The 21,273-nt window shown below is 70.6% G+C and carries 14 protein-coding genes; 13 read left to right on the forward strand and 1 reads right to left on the reverse strand.

All coding sequences use genetic code 11. The features are described from left to right. Position 1: 1 nt before the first annotated feature. Positions 2-466, reverse strand: coding sequence for a DUF2231 domain-containing protein (locus ISO16_RS18715; protein WP_072633966.1), 465 nt, complete (start codon positions 464-466; stop codon positions 2-4). Between the two features lie 132 nt (positions 467-598). Between ISO16_RS18715 and ISO16_RS18720 the strand changes: the two genes are divergently transcribed. The 13 genes from ISO16_RS18720 (at position 599) to pks13 (ending at position 21,273) form a co-directional block, all read left to right on the forward strand. Then, positions 599-1,351 carry a MerR family transcriptional regulator gene (locus ISO16_RS18720; RefSeq protein ID WP_006937156.1) on the forward strand — a complete coding sequence of 251 codons (753 nt, stop codon included), beginning with the start codon at positions 599-601 and terminating at the stop codon, positions 1,349-1,351. 73 nt (positions 1,352-1,424) lie between these two features. Beyond that, positions 1,425-2,645 carry a UDP-galactopyranose mutase gene (glf, locus tag ISO16_RS18725; protein ID WP_072633967.1) on the forward strand — a complete coding sequence of 407 codons (1,221 nt, stop codon included), beginning with the start codon at positions 1,425-1,427 and terminating at the stop codon, positions 2,643-2,645. Beyond that, the gene (locus tag ISO16_RS18730; RefSeq protein WP_072633968.1) at positions 2,642-4,570 is read left to right on the forward strand and encodes a glycosyltransferase; all 1,929 of its coding nucleotides are present in this window, start codon (positions 2,642-2,644) and stop codon (positions 4,568-4,570) included. The genes glf and ISO16_RS18730 overlap by 4 nt, the downstream gene beginning before the upstream one ends. Then, a complete protein-coding gene (locus ISO16_RS18735; RefSeq protein ID WP_006937153.1) occupies positions 4,554-5,090 on the forward strand; it encodes a phosphatase PAP2 family protein in 537 nt (178 codons plus the stop codon). Before ISO16_RS18730 ends, ISO16_RS18735 begins: the two co-directional genes overlap by 17 nt. Then, positions 5,087-5,992, forward strand: a complete 906-nt coding sequence (locus ISO16_RS18740; protein WP_006937150.1) for a decaprenyl-phosphate phosphoribosyltransferase — start codon at positions 5,087-5,089, stop codon at positions 5,990-5,992. Before ISO16_RS18735 ends, ISO16_RS18740 begins: the two co-directional genes overlap by 4 nt. A 58-nt stretch (positions 5,993-6,050) precedes the next feature. Next, positions 6,051-7,928 carry a flagellar motor control protein ZomB gene (zomB, locus tag ISO16_RS18745; RefSeq protein WP_072633969.1) on the forward strand — a complete coding sequence of 626 codons (1,878 nt, stop codon included), beginning with the start codon at positions 6,051-6,053 and terminating at the stop codon, positions 7,926-7,928. Positions 7,929-8,234: 306 nt separating this feature from the next. Beyond that, entirely contained in the window at positions 8,235-9,245 is a 1,011-nt protein-coding gene (locus ISO16_RS18750; RefSeq protein WP_043801799.1) for an alpha/beta hydrolase, read from the forward strand. Positions 9,246-9,461: 216 nt separating this feature from the next. Next, entirely contained in the window at positions 9,462-11,369 is a 1,908-nt protein-coding gene (locus tag ISO16_RS18755) for an alpha/beta hydrolase-fold protein (RefSeq protein ID WP_230304386.1), read from the forward strand. Between the two features lie 152 nt (positions 11,370-11,521). Then, positions 11,522-12,073, forward strand: a complete 552-nt coding sequence (locus ISO16_RS18760) for a DUF732 domain-containing protein (protein WP_050034380.1) — start codon at positions 11,522-11,524, stop codon at positions 12,071-12,073. Positions 12,074-12,084: 11 nt separating this feature from the next. Next, positions 12,085-13,047 (forward strand): cutinase family protein, encoded by a 963-nt coding sequence (locus ISO16_RS18765; protein ID WP_043801822.1) that lies wholly within the window; start codon positions 12,085-12,087, stop codon positions 13,045-13,047. A 150-nt stretch (positions 13,048-13,197) separates the two neighbouring features. Further along, positions 13,198-14,199, forward strand: a complete 1,002-nt coding sequence (locus ISO16_RS18770) for an LLM class F420-dependent oxidoreductase (protein WP_029547031.1) — start codon at positions 13,198-13,200, stop codon at positions 14,197-14,199. A gap of 169 nt (positions 14,200-14,368) precedes the next feature. Then, positions 14,369-16,258, forward strand: a complete 1,890-nt coding sequence (fadD32, locus tag ISO16_RS18775) for a long-chain-fatty-acid--AMP ligase FadD32 (RefSeq protein WP_006941930.1) — start codon at positions 14,369-14,371, stop codon at positions 16,256-16,258. 50 nt (positions 16,259-16,308) lie between these two features. Next, entirely contained in the window at positions 16,309-21,273 is a 4,965-nt protein-coding gene (gene pks13, locus ISO16_RS18780) for a polyketide synthase Pks13 (protein WP_139310977.1), read from the forward strand.

A 21,273-nucleotide genomic window follows, 5' to 3' on the forward strand; every position in this document is an offset into this window, starting at 1 on the left:
GCTACGGCACCCGTCCGGTCCAGACGGCCTCGGCGCCGGACTCGCCGACCCGGACGGTCTGCACCGTCGCACCCACCGCGGCGACGACGGCCAGCACCGCCGCGACGACGGTCAGGGCTCGTCGCCCGCCGCCGTCGCCGCGGCCGCGCAGCACGTGCGCCCCCGCGAGCAGCGCCGTCGCGGCGAACAACAGCGCGACGACGAGGGTCATGGTCTCGCCGAGTTCCTCGTGGGCCTCGATCAGCGGGGTCTCGCCCAGGGCGCCGGCGAGCTGCTCGCCGGTCTCGGCGGTGAGCGGCGTCAGCACCAGCGCCGCGGCCGCCAGCACCACGACCGGCCACAGGAGGTGCCGGCGCGCGGCCGGCCACAGCGCGCACAGGATCAGCCCCGCCGACACCAGTGGCACCAGCACGACGACCGCGTGCACGAGCAGCGGGTGAGCGGGCAGTCCGCCGATCAGCGTCATACCGTTTCTCCTTCCGGCCGGAGCGTCCAGGGAAACCGTAGGCGCCGATCCGGACGAACGGGATCCGAACGGGCTTGACGTTGACGCGACGTCAAGACGCATCCTGGGCGTACCCGACGAGAGAGGCCCGCGATGAAAGGCGAATGGTCCATCCAGGAACTGGCCCGCGCGGCCGGCGTCACCAGCCGCACCCTGCGGCACTACGGCGACGTGGGCGTGCTCGAGCCCAGCCGCACCGGCCCGGGCGGCATGCGGTTCTACGACGCCGACGCCCTGGTCCGGCTGCAGCGCATCCTGCTGCTGCGCGACCTCGGCCTGGGACTGCCGGCCGTCGCCGAGGTGCTCGACGGCCATCGCGACGCCACCGCGGCGCTGCGCGTGCATCTGGAACTGCTCGAGCACGAGCAGCGGCGGCTGGCCCGGCAGATCGAGTCGGTGCGCACCACCATCCGCAGAACCGAGAGAGGAGAGGAACTGATGGCGAACGAAGTGTTCGACGGATTCGACCACACGCAGTACCGCGACGAGGTGATCGAACGCTGGGGCCAGGACGCCTACGACAGCAGTGACCGCTGGTGGCGTGGCATGAGCGAGGCCGAGCGCGACGACTGGAAGTCCGTCGCCGCCCGCCTGGGCGCGGACTGGACGGCCGCCGCGGCCGCCGGTCTCGATCCGGCCGGCCCGGAGGGGCAGGACCTGGCCCGTCGCCACGTCGCGTGGCTCGGCAGCATCCCCGGTACCCCGGGCCACGGGGAGGAGCCGAACCGGGAGTACGTCCTGGGGCTGGCAGAGATGTATGTCGCGGACGAGCGCTTCGCCGCGAACTACGGCGGCCCGGCGGGTGCGGAATTCGTCCGGTCCGCCCTGCGGGCCCACCTGGCCTGACCCGTGCGCGTTTCCGGTCGCTCCCGCTACCGGAAACGCGCACGGCCCCGCGGGTCGCCTACCCTGGTCTTCCGTGACTGCTGCACCCTCGCCCCAGCCTGCCACCCGTGAGTACGACCTGATCGTCGTCGGCTCCGGGTTCTTCGGACTGACGATCGCCGAGCGTGCCGCCACGCAACTCGGCAAACGCGTTCTCGTCGTCGAGCGCCGCCACCACCTCGGCGGCAACGCCTACTCGGAGCCCGAACCCGAGACGGGCATCGAGATCCACAAGTACGGCGCCCACCTGTTCCACACCTCCAACAAGCGGGTGTGGGACTACGTGAACCAGTTCACCGATTTCACGAACTACCAGCACCGCGTGTTCGCGATGCACAAGGGCCAGGCCTACCAGTTCCCGATGGGTCTCGGGCTGGTGTCCCAGTTCTTCGGCCGGTACTTCAGCCCCGAGGAGGCGCGTGCCCTGATCAAGGAGCAGGCCGCCGAGATCGACACCGCGGACGCGCAGAACCTCGAGGAGAAGGCCATCTCCCTGATCGGCCGGCCGCTCTACGAGGCGTTCGTGCGCGACTACACCGCCAAGCAGTGGCAGACCGACCCGAAGGAACTGCCCGCCGGCAACATCACCCGCCTGCCGGTCCGCTACACCTTCGACAACCGGTACTTCAACGACACCTACGAGGGCCTGCCCGTCGACGGCTACACCGCGTGGCTCGAGAACATGGCGAAGGACGAGAAGATCGAGGTGCGGCTCGACACCGACTGGTTCGAGGTGCGCGACGAGATCCGCGCCGCGAGCCCCGGCGCTCCCGTCGTCTACACCGGGCCGCTCGACCGCTACTTCGACTACGCCGAGGGCCGCCTCGGCTGGCGCACCCTCGACTTCGAGACCGAGGTGCTGCCCACCGGCGACTTCCAGGGAACCCCGGTGATGAACTACAACGACGCCGACGTGCCCTACACCCGCATCCACGAGTTCCGGCACTTCCACCCCGAGCGGGACGGCTACCCCACGGACAAGACGGTGATCATGCGCGAGTACTCGCGCTTCGCCGGCAACGACGACGAGCCGTACTACCCGATCAACACCCCGGAGGACCGGGCCACGCTCTCGGCCTACCGGGAGCGGGCCAAGCGGGAGGCCGCGGAGAACAAGGTGCTGTTCGGCGGCCGGCTCGGCACCTACCAGTACCTCGACATGCACATGGCCATCGCGAGCGCGCTGAGCATGTTCGACAACGCCCTCCTCCCGTACTTCGAGTCGGGCACGCCTCTGGCGGGGGACGCCTCGTGAGCGCCCGGCACCAGCTGGCCGAGCCCGTCGCGCCGGTATCCGAGCTGCTCGGCAGGGCACTGCTGCAGCGGGTGATCCTGCCGCGCCCGGGTGAACCGCTCGACGTGCGCACCCTCTACCTGGAGGAATCGCCGACCAACGCACGGCGCGCGCACGCCGTCGGCCGGACGTCGCTGAACATCGGCGCCGAGTCCGAAGTGTCGATGTGCACCTACTTCAACGCCTTCCCGGCGAGCTACTGGCGACGGTGGAGCACGCTCACCTCCGTGGTGCTGCGGCTCGAGCTCACCGGCCACGGCCGGGCCGACGTGTACCGCTCGAAGGCCGACGCGAGCCGCATCCACGTCGAGGGCCGCGAGTTCTCCGGCGGCGCCCCCGCCGGGGACGACGCCGCGACGGTCGAGTTCGAGATCGATCTCGGCCCGTTCGAGGACGGTGGCTGGATCTGGTTCGACATCACCACCGACTCGGACGTCACGCTGCGCTCGGCGGGCTGGTACGCGCCGGTCGAGGCACCCGGCGAGGCGTCCGTCGCCGTGGGCATCCCCACCTTCAACCGCCCCACGGACTGCGTGAAAGCCCTCGTCGCCCTCGCCTCCGATCCGCTGGTCCTCGACGTCGTGGACGCCGTGATCATCCCGGACCAGGGCACCCGGAAGGTTCGCGACGAGCCCGGTTTCACCGCGGCGGCGGCCGCGCTCGGCGACCGGCTCGCCATCCACGACCAGGGCAACCTCGGCGGTTCGGGCGGCTACAGCCGCATCATGTACGAGGCGCTGAAGACCACCGACTGCCCGTACATCCTGTTCATGGACGACGACATCGAGCTGGAACCGGACTCGGTCCTGCGCGCGCTGGCGCTGTCCCGGTTCGCCAAGAGCCCGATGCTCGTCGGCGGCCAGATGCTCAACCTGCAGGAACGCAGCCACCTGCACACGATGGGCGAGGTGATCAACCGCGCCGACTTCATGTGGACGGCCGCGCCGAACGTCGAGTACGACCACGACTTCTCCACCAAGCCGCTGCGCGACCGCGAGCAGTCGCGGCTGCTGCACCGGCGCATCGACGTCGACTACAACGGCTGGTGGATGTGCATGATCCCGCGGCAGGTGGCCGAGGAGATCGGTCAGCCGCTGCCGCTGTTCATCAAGTGGGACGACGCCGAGTACGGGCTGCGGGCCCGCGCCGCCGGCTACCCGACCGTCACTATGCCGGGCGTCGCGATCTGGCACATGGCGTGGAGCGACAAGGACGACGCCATCGACTGGCAGGCGTACTTCCACCTGCGCAACCGCCTCGTCGTGGCGGCCCTGCACATGCCGGGCGACGGACGCGGCCTGGTGCTCGACACCGTCAAGGCCACGCTCAAGCACCTGCTGTGCCTCGAGTACTCGACGGTGGCGATCCAGAACAAGGCGATCGAGGACTTCCTCGCCGGCCCGGACCGCCTGTTCGAACTCCTGCCCACCGCTCTCGGGGAGGTGCACGCGCTGCGCAAGCGGTTCTCCGACGCCGTGGTGCTGCCGTCGTCGACCGAGCTGCCGTTGCCGTCCGGCGCCGAGGTCGGGGCGGTCGGCGAGCCGCGCGGGGCGGTGCGCAAGATGGTGCGGCTCGCCAAGGGCCTGGTGCACAACGTGCGGCCGGCGCATCCGGAACACCACGAGCGTCCGCAGCTGAACGTGCCGACCCTCGACGCCCGCTGGTTCCTGCTGTCGCAGGTGGACGGTGTGACCGTGACCACCGCGGACGGGCGCGGCGTCGTCTACCGTAAGCGCGACCCTCGGCAGGCACAGGCTCTGCTGTCCGAGGCCGTGCGGCTGCGCCGCGAGCTGGCACGCAGGTTCCCCGAGTTGAAGAACGAGTACCAGGCCGCGGTTCCCGCCCTGACGAGCAAGGAGGAGTGGGAGCGTGTCTTCGAGTCGTGAATGGCCGACCACCGAGGCGGAGATCCAGGTGCTGCAGGCCGTGCAGGCCACGGTCGGCTCCCGGCCGGGAGCGATCGCCGCGGCCCGTGGGCTGTCGCACTTCGGTGAGCACGCCCTCGGCTGGGCGGTGATCGGCGGCGTCGGCGCACTGGTCGACCGCCCGCGCCGGCGGCGGTGGGCCGGGGTCGCGGTCGGCGCCGTGGGCGCCCACGCCGCGTCCATCGTGGTCAAGCGGGTCGTGCGGCGTCCCCGGCCCGTGGACCCGACCATCCGGGTCAACGTGTCGACCCCGAGCCGGCTCAGCTTCCCGTCCTCGCACGCCACCTCGACGACGGCCGCTGCCGTGCTGCTCGGTCGGCTGACCGGGCTACCCTTACCGGCGGTGTTGGTCCCGCCGATGTTGCTGTCCCGCCTCGTGCTCGGCGTCCACTATCCGACGGACGTGCTGGCGGGCGCCGCGCTCGGCGCCGCGTCCGCCGCGGCCGTCGTGCGGGCCGAGAAGAAGTTTGGAGAGAGATGAGCGAGGAACCGGTAGCCGTCGCGGCGCCTCCGAAGAATCTGGCCGAGGGCATCGTCAAGGCGGTTCGCCCCCGGCAGTGGGTGAAGAACGTGCTGGTGCTGGCCGCGCCCCTCGCGGCCGGCTCGGCGACCGAGCTGGACGTCCTGATCCCGGTCGCCCTGGCCTTCGTGGTGTTCTGCATGGCCGCGTCGGGCATCTACCTGGTCAACGACGCGATGGACGTCGAGGCCGACCGCGCCCATCCCACGAAGCGGTTCCGCCCGATCGCCGCCGGCGTGCTGCCGGTGAACCTGGCCTACGGCATGGCGGTGGTGCTGCTCGTCGGCTCGATCGGCCTGTCGTTCCTGGCGAACTGGCAGCTCGCGGTGGTGATGGCGGTGTACATCACCGTCCAGCTGGCCTACTGCTTCGGGCTCAAGCACCAGCCGGTGCTGGACATCGCCATCGTCTCCTCCGGGTTCCTCATCCGGGCGATCGCCGGTGGCGTGGCCGCGGAGATCCTGCTGTCGCAGTGGTTCCTGCTGATCATGGCCTTCGGCTCGCTGTTCATGGCGGCCGGCAAGCGGTACGCGGAGCTGCGGCTCGCGGAGCGGACCGGCGCGAAGATCCGCAAGTCGCTCGAGTACTACACGGGCACCTACCTGCGGTTCGTGTGGACGCTGTCGGCGACGGCGGTCGTCATCTGTTACGGCCTGTGGGCGTTCGAGCGCGACCAGGCCAACGACACCAACTGGTTCGCGATCTCGATGATTCCGTTCGTGATCGCGATCCTGCGGTACGCGGTCGACGTGGACGGCGGGGAGGCCGGCGAACCGGAGGAGATCGCCCTGAAGGACCGGGTGCTGCAACTCCTCGCGCTGGCCTGGATCGGGGCGGTCGGCGGTGCTGTCTACCTCTTCTGACCTCGACGAGGATCTCGGCGCCCCGGCCCGCCGGCCCCGGCCGGCGGGCCGGGGCGGCATGCGGCCGTGGGTGCCGACCGCGGTGTTCTCCGGCGGAGTCGCGCTGACGGCCCTGCTGATGTTCTGGGGCGCGTGGGAGCGTCGCTGGATCGCCGACGACGGCCTGATCGTGCTGCGCACCGTGCGCAACCTGCTGGCCGGCAACGGCCCGGTGTTCAACGCCGGCGACCGGGTCGAGGCGAACACGTCGACCCTGTGGACGTATCTCGTGTACGGGGCGGGCCGGCTCAGCGGGGTGCGGCTCGAGTACGTGGTGCTTGCCACGGCGCTCGTGCTGTCGACCGCGGCGGTGGTGCTGGCGATGCTCGGCACTGGCCGGCTGTACCGGGGGCGGCTGCGGGGCAGTGGTGCCACGTTCCTGCTGGTGCCCGCCGGCATGTTCGTCTACATCGCGGTGCCCCCGGCCCGGGACTTCGCCACCTCCGGACTCGAGAGCGGGCTGGTGATCTGCTGGATCGCCCTGCTGTGGCTGCTGCTCGTGCGGTGGGCGACGGTGCCGGGGTTGCCGTCGACCCCGTCGGTGCTGGCGACGGCGTTCGTCGCCGGTCTCGGGCCGCTCGTGCGCCCCGAACTGGCGCTTCTCGCTCTTCCGGCCCTGCTCATGCTGTTCCTCGCGGCCGGACTCACGTGGCGGGTGCGGGTCGCCGTGGTGGCGGTGGCCGGTGCCGTGCCGGTGGGCTATCAGATCTGGCGGATGGGCTACTACGGTCTGCCCTATCCGAACACGGCGGTGGCCAAGGACGCGGGCGGGGCGAAGTGGGCGCAGGGCTTCGAGTACCTCGGGAACCTGGTGAGCCCGTACCTGCTGTGGCTGCCGCTGCTGCTCCTGCTGCTCGGTGCCGCGCTCGCGTGGCGGTACCGGGGACCCCGCGAAAAGGACGCGCCGAAACGTGAATTCCGTCACAGGGACGGGTCCTTTCCGGCGCGCGCACAGCGCGCGCTGCGCACCCCCGCGGCCGTGGTCGTCTTCATGCTCGGCGCCGCATTGTTGCTCACGCTGTACGCCCTTCGCGTCGGCGGCGATTTCATGCACGGCCGGGTGTTGCTGCCGCCGTTGTTCTGTCTGCTCATTCCCGTCGCCGTGATTCCGTTGCGGGTTCCGCAGCGGGCCGAGATCGGCCGCACTCGCGCGACGGCCGTCGCGGGGGCGGCGGGGGTGCTGTGGCTCGGTGTGGTGGTGTGGTCGGCGATCGCTGCGAACACCACCGGCATGCCCGAGGGTGCGGTGGTGGGCCGCTCCGGGATCGTCGACGAGCGGGCGTTCTACGCCCTCAACACGGGCCACCTGCATCCCGTCCGGGCCGAGGACTACCTGGACTACCCGCGCATGCGGGCGATGGTCGAGGCGATCTCCAACACCCCCGACGGCGGGCTGCTGCTGCCGACACCGTCGTTCGACGCATGGGACGTCGTGCCGCCGCCGGGGCCGGTGCCGCCGGGCGGAGCCGGCCACACGGTCTACTTCCTCAACCTCGGCATGACCAGCATGAACGTCGGGCTCGACGTGCAGGTGCTCGACCAGATGGGGCTGGCGTACCCGCTGGCGGCGCACACCGAGCGGCTCGAGGACGGGCGCATCGGGCACGACAAGCTGCTCTACCCCGACTGGGTCGTCGCCGACACGGGAATGGTGGACGTGCACCCGTGGCTGCCGGCCTATCTGGACGAGGACTGGGTGGCGCAGGCGCAGGTGGCGCTGACGTGCCCGCAGACGCAGGAACTGCTCGCGTCCTCCCGCGCGGAACTGACGTGGCCACTGTTCAAGCGGAATTTCCGCAACGCGTTCGACTATGCGGACTACCGCTTCGACCGGGTGCCGAAATACGAGATCCAGCGCTGCGGCCTCGCGCTTCCGCCCCCGCGCGACGGGGGCTGACGCGGTCGTCCGGCCCGCGAATTACATCGATGTCGTTTTCGCCCCGGTGGGCCCGTGCGGTCCGCCGGGCGTATCTCGGTATGATCACAGTCGATAACGGATGTGTAACGCATCGGGGGTGCAGGCCGATATCGAAGCCGACACACGGTTCGTTGACCTGGGTTACCGGGGGTTTGTCAGAGCTCACGGTGTCCTTTACAGTCTTGACCGCAGTGTGACTTGTGACGGCCCGCTCGGTCGTCGCCGCCGGTATCCGACGGGGGACGCGCACGCGGACGCCGCAGATCGAGAAAGAGAGCATTGTTCATGCGTTTTGTCCCGAGGTTGTCGCAGCGCCTCCGCAGGCGCGTGCTCGGCGTGGGTGCCGCAGCCCTCGTTCTGCCGGTTGCCGCCGGCGTCGCCGGAAGCACCGCCGCGCTCGCCGCTCCCGCAGCCGCCGCCCCGATCTCGCATCGGGCACCGGCCGGCGGTTTCGAGGAAGTCTTCGTCGACTCCGACATGGGCCCGATCAAGGTGCAGATCCAGTGGGCCGCCCGCGGCGGTGACGCGGCGCTGTACCTGCTCGACGGCCTGCGTGCCCGCGACGACGCGAACGCCTGGAGCTTCGAGACCAACGCCCGCGACCAGTTCGCCAACGACAACGTCACCCTGGTGATGCCGGTCGGCGGCCAGTCGAGCTTCTACACGGACTGGTACGCGCCCAGCAATCTCAACGGCCAGGACGTCACCTACAAGTGGGAGACGTTCCTGACGGAGAAGCTGCCGGACTACCTCGCCACCCGCGGCGTCTCGCGCAGCAACAACGGCATCCTCGGCCTCTCGATGGGCGGCAGCGCCGCGCTGACCCTGGCGGCCTACCACCGCGACCAGTTCAAGTTCGCCTCGTCGCTCTCCGGCTACCTGAACCTGTCGGCCCCGGGCATGCGTGAGGCCATCCGCGTCGCGATGCTCGACGCCGGCCGCTTCAACGTCGACTCGATGTGGGGCCCGCCGTGGAGCCCGGCGTGGCTGCGCAACGACCCGTTCGTGTTCGCGCCGAAGCTCGCCGGCCTGTCGATGTACATCTCGGCCGCCAGCGGCCTGCCCGGCCAGCACGACAACCCGCAGGGCCTGGTCGGTGTCTACAACACGGCCAACGCCATGGGCCTCGAGGCGCTCGCGCTCGCCCAGACCCGCGCCTTCCAGATCAAGCTGGCCACCCTCGGCATCCAGGCCCGCTTCGACTTCCCGGCGCGCGGCACGCACTCCTGGAAGTACTGGGAAGAGGAGCTGTGGAAGGCTCGCCCCCAGATCCTCGAGGCACTGAACGCCTACTGATCGCGCCGAACTCCCCGGCGCACACTGACGGTACGCATGCCGCCCCACGACCCGCGAGGGACGAGGGGCGGCATGCGCCGTTTCGCGGATCGTTGACAAAAACCACACCCGTCACAGCGCGGCGCCCCCACCCGGCGCCCGTTCACGTGTAGAAACAGTCTTCGAGACGCGGGGCCCGGTCGCCCGCCGACGCCCCAGCAACGCAGAAAGTGAGCGATGCCGATGCGAACAGTGCTTGGCGGACGTCGAACCGTGCGCGCCCAGCAGCCGGCGCCGCGTGCCCGCCGGGGCCGGCGGGTCCTCGGGGCGGTCGCCGCCGCGCTCGTCGCGCCCCTCGTCGCCGGAACTCTCGCGGCCGGGGCCGCGCATGCGGAGCCGGTGGACCGCAGCGAGCCGACCGCCGTGCAGGCCCCGGCCGGGGTCACGGTGCAGCGCGTCGACTGGCTGACCGACCGGCGCGTGGCCCTGTGGGTGAACTCGCCGGCCATGGGCACCCCCATTCAGGTGCAGCTGCTGCTCGCCCGGGACTGGAACATCGAACCCGAGGCGCGGTTCCCCGCCGTCTACATGCTCGACGGCCTGCGCGCCCGCGACGACGAGAGCGGCTGGACGATCGAGACGGACGCCGAGGCCTTCTTCGCGGACAAGAACGTCAACGTGGTGCTGCCGGTGGGCGGGCAGTCCAGCTTCTACGCCGACTGGATGGACCAGAACAACGGGCGCAACTACCAGTGGGAGACGTTCCTGACCAAGGAGCTCCCGCCGATCCTCGAGGGCAACTGGCGCACCACGAAGGACCGCGGCGTCGTCGGCCTGTCGATGGGCGGCACCGCTGCGATGTTCCTGCCCGCGCGCAACCCCGACTTCTTCAAGTTCGCGGGGTCGCTCTCCGGCATCCTCACCACCACCACCCTGGGCATGCCGCAGGCCATCCAGTACGCGATGCAGGACGCCGGCGGCTTCGATTCGTCGGCCATGTGGGGTACCCCCGGCGGCGAGCAGTGGGCCGCCCACGATCCGTACCTGCTGGCGGACAAGCTCGAGGGCGTGAGCCTGTACGTCTCCAGTGGCAGCGGCAGCACCGGCCCGTACGACCAGCCGTCGGGTATCCCGGGCGTGAGCACGAACTACGCCGGCATGGGCCTCGAGATCCTGTCGCGGCTCACCTCGCAGGCGTTCGCCACCAAGCTCAACAAGATCGGCATCCCTGCGCAGGTGGTCTACCGGCCGTCGGGCACCCACTCGTGGCCGTACTGGGAGTTCGAGCTGCACCAGCTGTGGCCGCAGCTGGCCAACGCCCTCGGAGTGGAGGTCACGAAGCCGAACTGCAGCGCCGCCGGCGCGATCGGCGACGCAGCGGCCGCCGGTCCCTGGATCGGCGACTGCCTCACGCCGGAGTACGCCGTCGCGGGCGGGCGCGTCCAGGACTTCCGCTTCGGCCGGATCTTCTCCTCCACCGACGGCGGGGCCCGCCCGGTGGCGGGTGCGATCGGCGGGGCCTACCAGGCCGCGGGCGGCCCGGGGGGCCCGCTCGGCTACCCGACCACGGAGGAACGCGGCACCCCCGACGGCCGCGGCCGGTTCAACCACTTCCAGCAGGGCTCGATCTACTGGACCCCGCAGACCGGGGCGCACGCCGTGCGCGGCGCCATCCGCGACGAGTGGGCGCGGCAGGGCTGGGAGGGCGGCCCGCTGGGCTACCCGGTGGCCGACGAGGTCGCCACCCCCGGCAAGCCCGGCGTGGTGCAGGGCTTCGAGATCGGCGCCCTCTACTGGAGCGAGCCGTTCGGGGCCCACGCCGTACAGGGCATGATCATGGGCAAGTACGCCGAGCTCGGCTACGAGAACGGCTGGCTCGGGTTCCCGAAGACCAGCGAGATCCCCGTCAAGGACGGTGGCCGGTTCAACGAGTTCGAGGGCGGCAACATCTACTGGAGCCCGCTGAGCGGGGCGTGGTCGGTCCGCACCGGGCCGGTCTTCGACGCGTGGAAGAGCGCCGGTTACGAGAACGGTCGCCTCGGCTTCCCCGTCGGGGACGAGTTCCCCATCCCCGGCGGTGTCCAGCAGAACTTCCAGGGCGGATTCGTCACGGTCGTCGACAACGTGGCCACCGTCCGCCCCTAGGATCGGCCCTCGCACACCCGGTGCCGCCACGGCGGCCCCGCGACCACCGGATCGGGCGGTGACCGCGACCCATGGGTCCGGTCACCGCCCGATCCTCATCTGTAGCCTGGGCACTGCCCATTTCCGACGATTGGATGCGAGGACACCACCACATGCCTGCACGGACCCGTTCGAGCCTGACCCGCGTCCTGGGCGCCGGCGCCGCGGCGCTCGCCGCCGCCGCCCTCCTGGGCGCCTGCGGTAGCGACGATTCCACGGCGACGAGCACCCCGTCGACGTCCGTGTCGGCGACCACCTCGACATCCGCCGCGGAGACCACCTCCGGCGAAGCGACCACCACAGCCCCCGGCGACACGGCCACCACGAGCCCGGGCGAGGCCGCCACCGCGCCGCCGGCGCAGCCGGAGACCGAGCCCGGATTCCCGGGCCCGACCGAGGTGCCGGTGGACGACCGCGGCCAGGCGTTCCTGGACGGGCTGCGGAAGCAGGGCGTGGAGCCGGCCGCGGACGGCAGCATCGCGATCAACACCGCCAACTACATCTGCGCCGCGACCGCCCAGGGCAGCTCGCCCGAGGAGATCAAGACGATCGTGACCGCATCGGTGGGCAGCGAGGCCGCGGCCGCCGGCAAGGAGATCTCCGAGGCCGACGCCGCGACGACCGCCGACGTCTACATCACCGTCGCACGCGACACCTTCTGCTAGGAGCGGCAATGATGACGGCCCGAGCGAAGCAACGACGCCGGAGGCGGGGAATCCTCGTCCTCGGGATCCTGGTCGTCCTGGCGGCCGTGCTCGCGCTCTGGTACATCCTCGCGGGCCGGCTCCCGGTGCCCGGGCCGCCGGGGCCCCTCGGGCCCGAGAAGCCGGAGGCGCAGCCCGCATCGTGCCCGGACGTCCAGGTGGTGGCGGTACCGGGCACGTGGGAGTCGGCGGCCTGGGACGATCCGTACAACCCGACGTTCAATCCGCTGTCGCTGATGCTGAACGTCACGCGTCCGCTGCAGGAGCGCTTCGACGCGCAGCGTGCCGACGTGTACACCGTTCCGTACGTCGCCCAGTTCTCGAATCCGGTGGCGCTCCCGCCGGACGGGCAGCAGTCCTACAACAACAGCCGCACCGCCGGCACCGCGGCGACGGAGGACATCCTCGCGCGCCGCTTCGCCGAGTGCCCGCTGACCAACTACGTCCTGACCGGCTTCTCGCAGGGTGCGGTCATCGCGGGCGACGTCGCGGCGCGCATCGGCGCCGGTGACGGGCCGGTTCCGGCGGATCGGGTGCTCGGCGTGGCGCTCATCGCCGACGGCCGTCGCGACCCGGGCACGGCCGAGACGATCGGCCCGCCCGTCGCGGGCGTCGGCGCCGAGCTGTCCCTGGACGGACTGCGGCTGCCGGGGATCACCATGACCGGCGCGCGGCCCGGCGGGTTCGGGGAGCTCGAGGACAAGGTGGTGGACATCTGTGCACCGACGGACGGCATCTGCGACGCGCCGCCGAACGCGCTGAACCCCGGCAACTGGCTCGCCAGCGCGCCGCGGTTGCTCGAGTACGCGAACAACCCCGTGCACGCCCTGTACAACTCGTTCGTCGTGGACGATTCGGGTACGACGGCGACGCAGTGGGTGGCGAACTGGGCGATCGAGAAGATCGAGGAGGCGCCGAAACCACCGGAGGAGTGATCCCTCCCCGTTGTTACCGGCCGGTAGTGTCGGGGATCACCACCCGATACAATCGTTCCTCGGTCGGCGCTTAGACTCGACCTTCGGTCCTGACCCGGGAAGCTCTCCGGGTCGGTGACGCGCGACCACCGCCACACGAGAAGAGGTTCGATGAGCGCCACCGACGGCTCGGCTGCCACGCAACCGCGGAAGTTTCGTTTCGCCGCGGGTGGCGAGGGCAACGCCGAGGAGGGCGGCGCCCGGCGCTTCGTCAAGCTGGCGCAGAAGGCCGAGGAGCTCGGCTACGACAGCTTCATGATCCCGGACCACCTGGGCAACCAGGTCGGACCCATCGCCGCGCTCGGTGCGCTCGCCGTCGCCACCGACAAGATCCGCCTCGGCACCGCCGTCCTCGCGAACGGCTTCCGCCATCCCGCGATCCTGGCCAAGGACGCCGCGACCGTCGACGTCCTCTCGGGCGGCCGGCTCGAACTCGGGATCGGCGCGGGATGGATGAAGGAGGAGTTCGACAAGGCGGGCATCGCCTACGAGCGCCCCGGCGTCCGGATCGAGAAGCTCGAGGAGACACTGCAGATCCTGGACGTGCTCCTGCGCGGCCAGGAGTGCAATTTCGAGGGCAAGCACTACCGCATCGACGGCCTCAAGGGCAGCCCGCGGCCGCGCCAGGGCCCGCGACCGCCCATCGCGGTCGGCGGCGGGGGACCGAAGATGCTCGCGCTGGCGGCGAAGTACGCCGACATCATCTCGGTGGCCACTCCCACGAACCGCGACGGCCGGTTGTTGCTGTCGGGGATCACGATGGACAAGACTGTGGAGCGGGTGGACGTGATCCGTCGCGCGGCGGGGGATCGGTTCGATGACATCGAGCTGAACTGGACCATCACGATGATTCTCGTCACGGACGATCGCGAGCAGACCGCCGAGATGGCGCTGGCCGCCCTCGACCAGGGATTCCCCCCGAACATCGAGGTGGACGTCAAGCTCACGGTGGACGAGATCCTCGAATCGCCATATCTCGCAATCGGTTCCTACGAGGAGATCGCCGAGCAGATCCGCAACGTGCGGGCGAAGACCGGGATGTCCTACGTGGGGGTCTTCCCCACCCAGATGGAGGCGTTCGCACCGGTGATTCCGCTGTTGGCGGGGGAATGACCGATGCGGATCTGTAACATAATCGTGATTTCGGATCGATGGACAGATTCGTGAGATGCACGGCCGGATGCTGTTGAGCTGTACAGGTACGACGATCCGCTAGCGCGAAGACAAGTGCGGGGCGCAACCATGTCGAGTGGTTGTGGGATCGCTTCGACAGGGAGAAGGAATGAGCGTCGGGTTCGAAGAGTTCATCGATGAGAACGGACAGATCGTGTTGCCCGAGGGCAACACTCTGCTCGACCACCTCGAGCAGCATTTCGCCGAGAACGGCGACGATCTTGCGTACCGTTACATCGATTACTCGCGGGAACGTGACGGCGAGGTCCACGAGCTGACCTGGCAGCAGTTCGGGGTGCGCCTGCGCGCGATCGCGGCCCGGCTGCAGCAGGTCACCAAGCCCGGTGACCGCGTCGCGATCCTCGCCCCGCAGGGCCTGGACTACGTCGTCTCCTTCTTCGCGGCCATCTATGCCGGCACCATCGCCGTCCCGCTGTTCGACCCCGACGAGCCCGGCCACACCGACCGGCTGCACGCCGTGCTCGGCGACTGCACGCCCAGCGCCATCCTCACCGCCACCTCCTCGGCGGCCGGGGTCCGGCAGTTCTTCCGGCCGCTGCCCGCGGCGGAGCGGCCCCGCATCATCGCGGTCGACGCGATCCCCGACACCGTCGCCGGCTCGTGGACGCGGCCCCACATCGGCACCGACGACATCGCCTACCTGCAGTACACCTCCGGATCGACGCGCGTGCCCGCGGGCGTGGAGATCACCCACCGCGGTGTGCTCACCAACTGCATCCAGATGGCCGACTCCATCGAACTCAACGAGGGTTCGCGCGGCGTGACGTGGCTGCCGCTGTTCCACGACATGGGCCTGCTCACCGTCATCCTGCCGGCGATCGGTGGCAAGTACATCACCATCATGAGCCCGCGCGCCTTCGTGCAGCGGCCGGGCCGGTGGATCAAGGAACTCGCCGCCGTCTCCGACGGGGCCGGCACGTTCGCCGCCGCGCCGAACTTCGCGTTCGAGCACGCCGCCGCGCGGGGCCTGCCCAAGCCGGGCGAGACCCTCGACCTGAGCAACGTGATCGGCCTGATCAACGGCAGCGAGCCGGTGACCACGTCCTCGATGCGCAAGTTCAACGACGCGTTCGCGCCGTACGGCCTGCCGAAGACCGCGATCAAGCCGTCGTACGGCATGGCCGAGGCGACGCTGTTCGTCTCGTCCACGCGGCACACCGACGAGGCCCGGGTCATCTACGTCGACCGTCACGAGCTCAACGCCGGCCGCATCGTCAAGGTCGACAAGGAGGCGCCGAACGCCATCGCGCAGGTCTCCTGCGGTTACGTCGCGCGCAGCCAGTGGGCCGCGATCGTCGACGCGGAGACCGCCACCGAGGTGCCGGACGGGCACGTCGGCGAGATCTGGCTGCACGGCGAGAACATCGGCATCGGGTACTGGGGGCGCACCCAGGAGACCGACGAGACCTTCCACAACAAGCTCGTCGACCGCCTGCCCGCGAGCAGCCACGCCGAGGGCACGCCCGCGGACGCCCACTGGCTGCGCACCGGCGACTACGGCGTGTACGTCGACGGCGAGCTGTACATCACCGGCCGCGTCAAGGACCTGGTGATCGTGGACGGCCGCAACCACTACCCGCAGGACCTGGAGTTCTCGGCGCAGGAGGCCAGCTCCGCGCTGCGTCCCGGCTTCGTCGCCGCCTTCGCCGTGCCGGCCAACCAGCTGCCGCAGGTGGTGTTCGAGAATTCGCACTCGGGTCTGCAGTTCGATCCCGACGACGCCTCGGAGCAGCTGGTCATCGTCGCCGAGCGGGCGCCCGGCGCGGGCAAGGCGGATCCGCAACCCGTCGCGGACACCGTTCGCGCGGCGATCTCGGCACGGCACGGGGTGACCGCGCGCGACGTGCTGCTCGTGCCTGCCGGGTCGATCCCGCGCACGTCGAGTGGCAAGATCGCGCGGCGCGCCTGCAAGGCCGCCTACATCGAGGGAACCCTGCGCGGTGGTTACACCCAGCAGGCATTCCCCGATAGCGTATAAAAATTGTTCTCTTTCCCGGGTAGCGTGGTGGGTTGATGGCTGACACTGAAATGACCGTCGCGCAGCTGCGCGAGTGGCTGCGGAACTGGATCGCCGAGGCTACCGGGCAACCGGTGGCGCAGATCTCCGACGATCGCCCGATGGAGGAGTTCGGCCTCTCGTCCCGCGACGCCGTGGCGCTCAGCGGCGAGGTCGAGGAACTGCTCGGCGTCACCCTCACCGCCACGATCGCCTACCAGCACCCCACCATCGCGTCGCTGGCCACGCGCATCATCGAGGGCGAACCCGAGCTCCCGGAGGGCGACGACAGCGCCTTCTACGCCGCCGGTCCGGCCGGCAGGACGCACGATGTTGCGATCGTCGGTCTCGCCGCCCGGCTGCCCGGGCACGTGAGCACCCCCGCGGAGATGTGGGAGCTGCTCGCCCAGGGCCGCGACGGCATCACCGACCTCCCCGAGGGTCGCTGGTCCGAATTCGCCGACGATCCGCAGATCTCGTCGGCCATCGCTGCAGCCAACACCCGCGGCGGCTACCTCGACGACGTCAAGGGCTTCGACGCGGAGTTCTTCGCGATGTCGCCGCGCGAGGTCGAGATGGTCGACCCGCAGCAGCGCCTCGCCCTCGAACTCACCTGGGAGGCGCTCGAGCACGCCCACATCCCGGCCAGCGACCTCAAGGGCCGCCCGGTCGGTGTGTTCATCGGCAGCTCCGCCAACGACTACCAGCTCCTCGCGGTGAGCGACCCGTCCGCCGCGCACCCGTACGCCCTGACCGGCACGGCCACGTCGATCGTTGCCAACCGGGTCTCGTACTTCTTCGACTTCCGTGGCCCGTCCGTCGCCCTGGACACCGCATGCTCGTCGTCGCTCGTGGCCGTGCACCAGGCGGTGCGCGCCCTGCGCGACGGCGACGCCGACGTGGCGCTGGCCGGTGGCGTGAACATGCTCGTCGCGCCCGCCGCGACCCTCGGCTTCGACCAGCTCGGTGTGCAGGCCCCCGACGGCCGCATCAAGGCGTTCTCGGCCGACGCCGACGGCATGGTCCGCGCCGAGGGCGGCGGCCTCGTCGTGCTCAAGCGGCTCGAGGACGCCGAACGCGACGGCGACACCGTGCTCGCCGTCATCGCCGGTTCCGCCGTCAACCAGGACGGCCGCTCCAACGGCCTGGCGGCCCCGAACCCGGAGGCCCAGGTCGACGTGCTGCGCCGCGCCTACCGGGACGCGCGCATCCTGCCGTCCGGCGTCGACTACATCGAGGCCCACGGCACCGGAACCGTGCTCGGCGACCCGATCGAGGCGGACGCCCTCGGCCGCGTCGTCGGCCGCGGCCGCGACGCCGACAAGCCGGTGCTGCTGGGCTCGGCGAAGACCAACTTCGGCCACCTCGAGGCGGCCGCCGGCGCGGCGGGCCTGATCAAGGTGGTCCTCGCCATGCAGGAGAACCACCTGCCGGCGACGCTGAACTACACCGCGCCGAACCCGTACATCCCGTTCGAGCAGGCCCGCCTGAAGGTCATCCCCGAGGGCGCCGAGTGGCCGCGCTACACCGGCAAGGCGATCGCCGGCGTCTCCGGCTTCGGCTTCGGCGGCACCAACGCGCACGTCGTGGTCCGCGAGTACACCGGACCCGAAGCGGACGCGGAGTCGAGCGAACGTATCGTTCCGTCGGCTGAAGGAGCTGAAGGGCACATTCGCTCGGAGCAGGGCGAGGAGCACGCGGTGCTGCTCGCGGTGTCCGCGGCGATGCCGTCGCGTCGTCGCCGGGCCGCCGCCGATCTCGCCGACTGGCTCGAGACCGAGGCCGGCAGCACCACGCCGCTCGCCGACGTCGCTCGCACCCTTTCCCGCCGCAACCACGGCCGCTCACGCGCCGTCGTGATCGCGAAGACGCGCGCCGAGGCCATCGCCGGGCTGCGCGCCGTCGCCGCCGGCAAGCCCGCGCAGGGCGTGTTCTCCGCCGACGCCCCCGCCGCCAACGGGCCGGTGTGGGTGCTGTCCGGTTTCGGCTCGCAGCACCGCAAGATGGCCAAGCAGCTGTACCTCGAGAACCCGGTGTTCGCCGCGGCCGTCGACGAGATCGACGAGCTGATCGAGGACGAGGCCGGCTACTCCATGAAGGAGAAGTTCCTCGACGACGGCCAGGACTACGACGTCGAGACCTCGCAGGTCGGCATCTTCACCATCCAGGTCGCCCTCGCGAAGCTGCTGCGCCACCACGGCGCCGAGCCGTCCGCCGTCGTCGGCCACTCCATGGGCGAGGCCGCGGCCGCGTACATCTCCGGCGGTCTGTCGCTCGAGGACTCCGTCCGCGTCATCTGCGCCCGCTCCCGCCTGATGGGCGAGGCCGAGGCGCTGCTCGAGGGCGACGACATCCGGCTCATGGCGCTCGTCGAGTACAGCGCCGCGGAGATCGAGCTGGTCCTCACCGACTACCCGCACCTCGAGGTCTGCGTCTACGCCGCGCCGACGCACACCGTCATCGGCGGACCGCAGGACGAGGTCAACGCGATCGTCGCCCGGGCGGAGTCGGAGGAGAAGCTCGCCCGCGTCCTGCAGACCAAGGGCGCGAGCCACACCTCGCAGGTGGATCCGCTGCTCGGCGAGCTCGCCGCCGAACTCGCCGGCATCGAGCCGCACAAACCGAAGGTCGACGTGTACTCGTCGGTCGACCAGGACACCCACTACCGCGCCGGCCACGACCCCATCCACCAGGTCGAGTACTGGACCAAGGGCCTGCGGCACAGCGTGTACTTCACCAACGCGGTCAAGCTCGCCGTCACCGACGGGCACACCACGTTCGTCGAGCTGGCACCCAACCCCGTCGCGCTGATGTCCGTGGCCGCGACGGCGTACGCCGTCGGCGTGATCGACACCCAGCTGATCCAGACCCTCAAGCGCAAGGAGGACGAGCCGCTCGGCGTGCTCACCGCCCTCGCCCAGCTGTACGTGCACGGACACGCCGTGGACCTGCGCAGCCTGCTTCCGGCCGGCGAGTACGCGGACCTGCCGCGGACGGTGTTCCTGCGCAAGCCCTTCTGGCTCGAGACCCGCATCGGGACCGGCGGCAACGCCCGCGTGCCCGGCGCGCACGTCGCGCTGCCCGACGGCCGGCACGTGTGGGAGGTGCGCGCCGACGCCGTCACCGACCTGGGCGAGCTCGTCGTCGCCGCCGCGTCGCAGACGCTCGCCGACGTCACCCTCACCGCGTCCGTCCCGCACGGCGACGTCCCCACCAGCGGCACCCTCACCACCACCCTGACCCGGCACCCCGGCGGCGCGTCGCTGCACGTGCACGGGCGCGATGCGGCGAGCGGCGAGTTCCGGTTGCTGTTCGACGCGGTCGTGGCCTCCGGCGAAGCGCTGCCCGCCCCCGCCGCGGCGCCCGCGCCGGCCGAGCGGTCCAGCGGGCCGGTCGAGACGCTTCCCGAGGTGGTCGAGACCTTCGGCGACAAGTGGAACCCGGCCGGGTCGCAGACCCTCGAGGATCGGCTGGCGCTGATCGTCGCCGAGTCGATGGGCTACGCGCCCGAGGACCTGCCCGTCGAGATCCCGCTGATCGAACTGGGTCTGGACTCGCTCATGGCGGTGCGGATCAAGAACCGCGTCGAGTACGAGTTCGACATCCCGCAGCTGCAGCTCGCCGCGGTGAAGGACGCCAGCCTGCGCGACGTCGCGAAGTACCTGCGGTACGCCGTGGAGAACCGCGAGGAGGTCGCCGCCCTCGCCGCACAGCAGGCCGCCGACCGCGAAACCGCCGAGCGGGAGGACACGATGCTCGAGCTGCCTCCGATCTCGGCCGTGGAGGACACCGGGGTGGTGCACGAGGCGGAGGCGATCCTCGAAGCCGCCGAGGCCGCTGAAGCCGCGGAGGCCGGTGCGAGCACCGAAGCCGACAAGGCCACCGACGTGACCGACCGGCAGGCGGTTGCGGAGGCATCCGGCACCGACGTGCCCCCGCGCGACGCGGCCGAGCGGCTCACGTTCGCGACCTGGGCCGTGATCACCGGACAGTCCGCGAAGGGCATCTTCAACACCCTGCCGATCCTCGACGACGAGACGGCCGAGCGCCTCGCGGCCCGGCTGACCGAGCGGGCGAACGGCGAGATCACCGTCGACGACGTGCTCGACGCCGAGACCATCGAGCAGCTCGCCGAGAGCGTGCGCCGGCACCTGGAGTCGGCCGACCGCATCGACGGGCTCGTCCGTACGCTGCGCCCACGCCCCGAGGGGTCGGACGCCGTCCCGGTGTTCGTGTTCCATCCGGCCGGCGGTTCCACCGTCGTGTACGAACCGCTGCTGCGCCGGCTGCCCGAGGGCACCCCGATGTACGGCTTCGAACGCACCGAGGGCCCGATCGAGAAGCGCGCCCAGGAATATCTGCCGCAGATCAAGGAGATCCAGGGCGACGGTCCGTACGTGCTGTACGGCTGGTCGCTGGGCGGCGTGCTCGCCTACGCGGTCGCCAAGCTGCTGCGCGCGGAGGGCAAGGACGTGCGGCTCGTCGGCCTCATCGACACGGTCATGGCCGGGGAGAAGGTCGAGGACACCCCGGAGGAGATCACCAAACGCTGGCAGCGGTACGCGAGGTTCGCGAAGAAGACGTACGGGGTCGACGCACCGCTGCCGTACGACAAGCTCGCCGCGACGGACGACGAGGGCCAGGTGCGTATCCTCATGGACCTGCTCAGGATGAGCGGTACCAGGATCCCCGGCGGCATCATCGAGCACCAGCGCACGTCGTGGCTGGACAACCGGGCCATCCAGACCGCGAAGCTCGAGCCGTACGACGGCGACGTGGTGCTGTACATGGCGGACCGCTACCACGACGACGCCATCGAACTCGAGCCCGCGTTCGGAACCCGGCAGCCCGACGGCGGCTGGGGCGAGGCGGTCCGTAATCTGGAGGTCATCCATGTCGGCGGCGACCACCTCCAGGTGGTCGACGAGCCGTACATCGGGAAGGTGGGGGCCGACCTGACACGCAAGCTGGCCGACATCGAGGCCACGAGGAGCTGA

This window comes from Rhodococcus sp. M8 (genome assembly GCF_015654185.1).
Classification (GTDB): domain Bacteria; phylum Actinomycetota; class Actinomycetes; order Mycobacteriales; family Mycobacteriaceae; genus Rhodococcus; species Rhodococcus aetherivorans.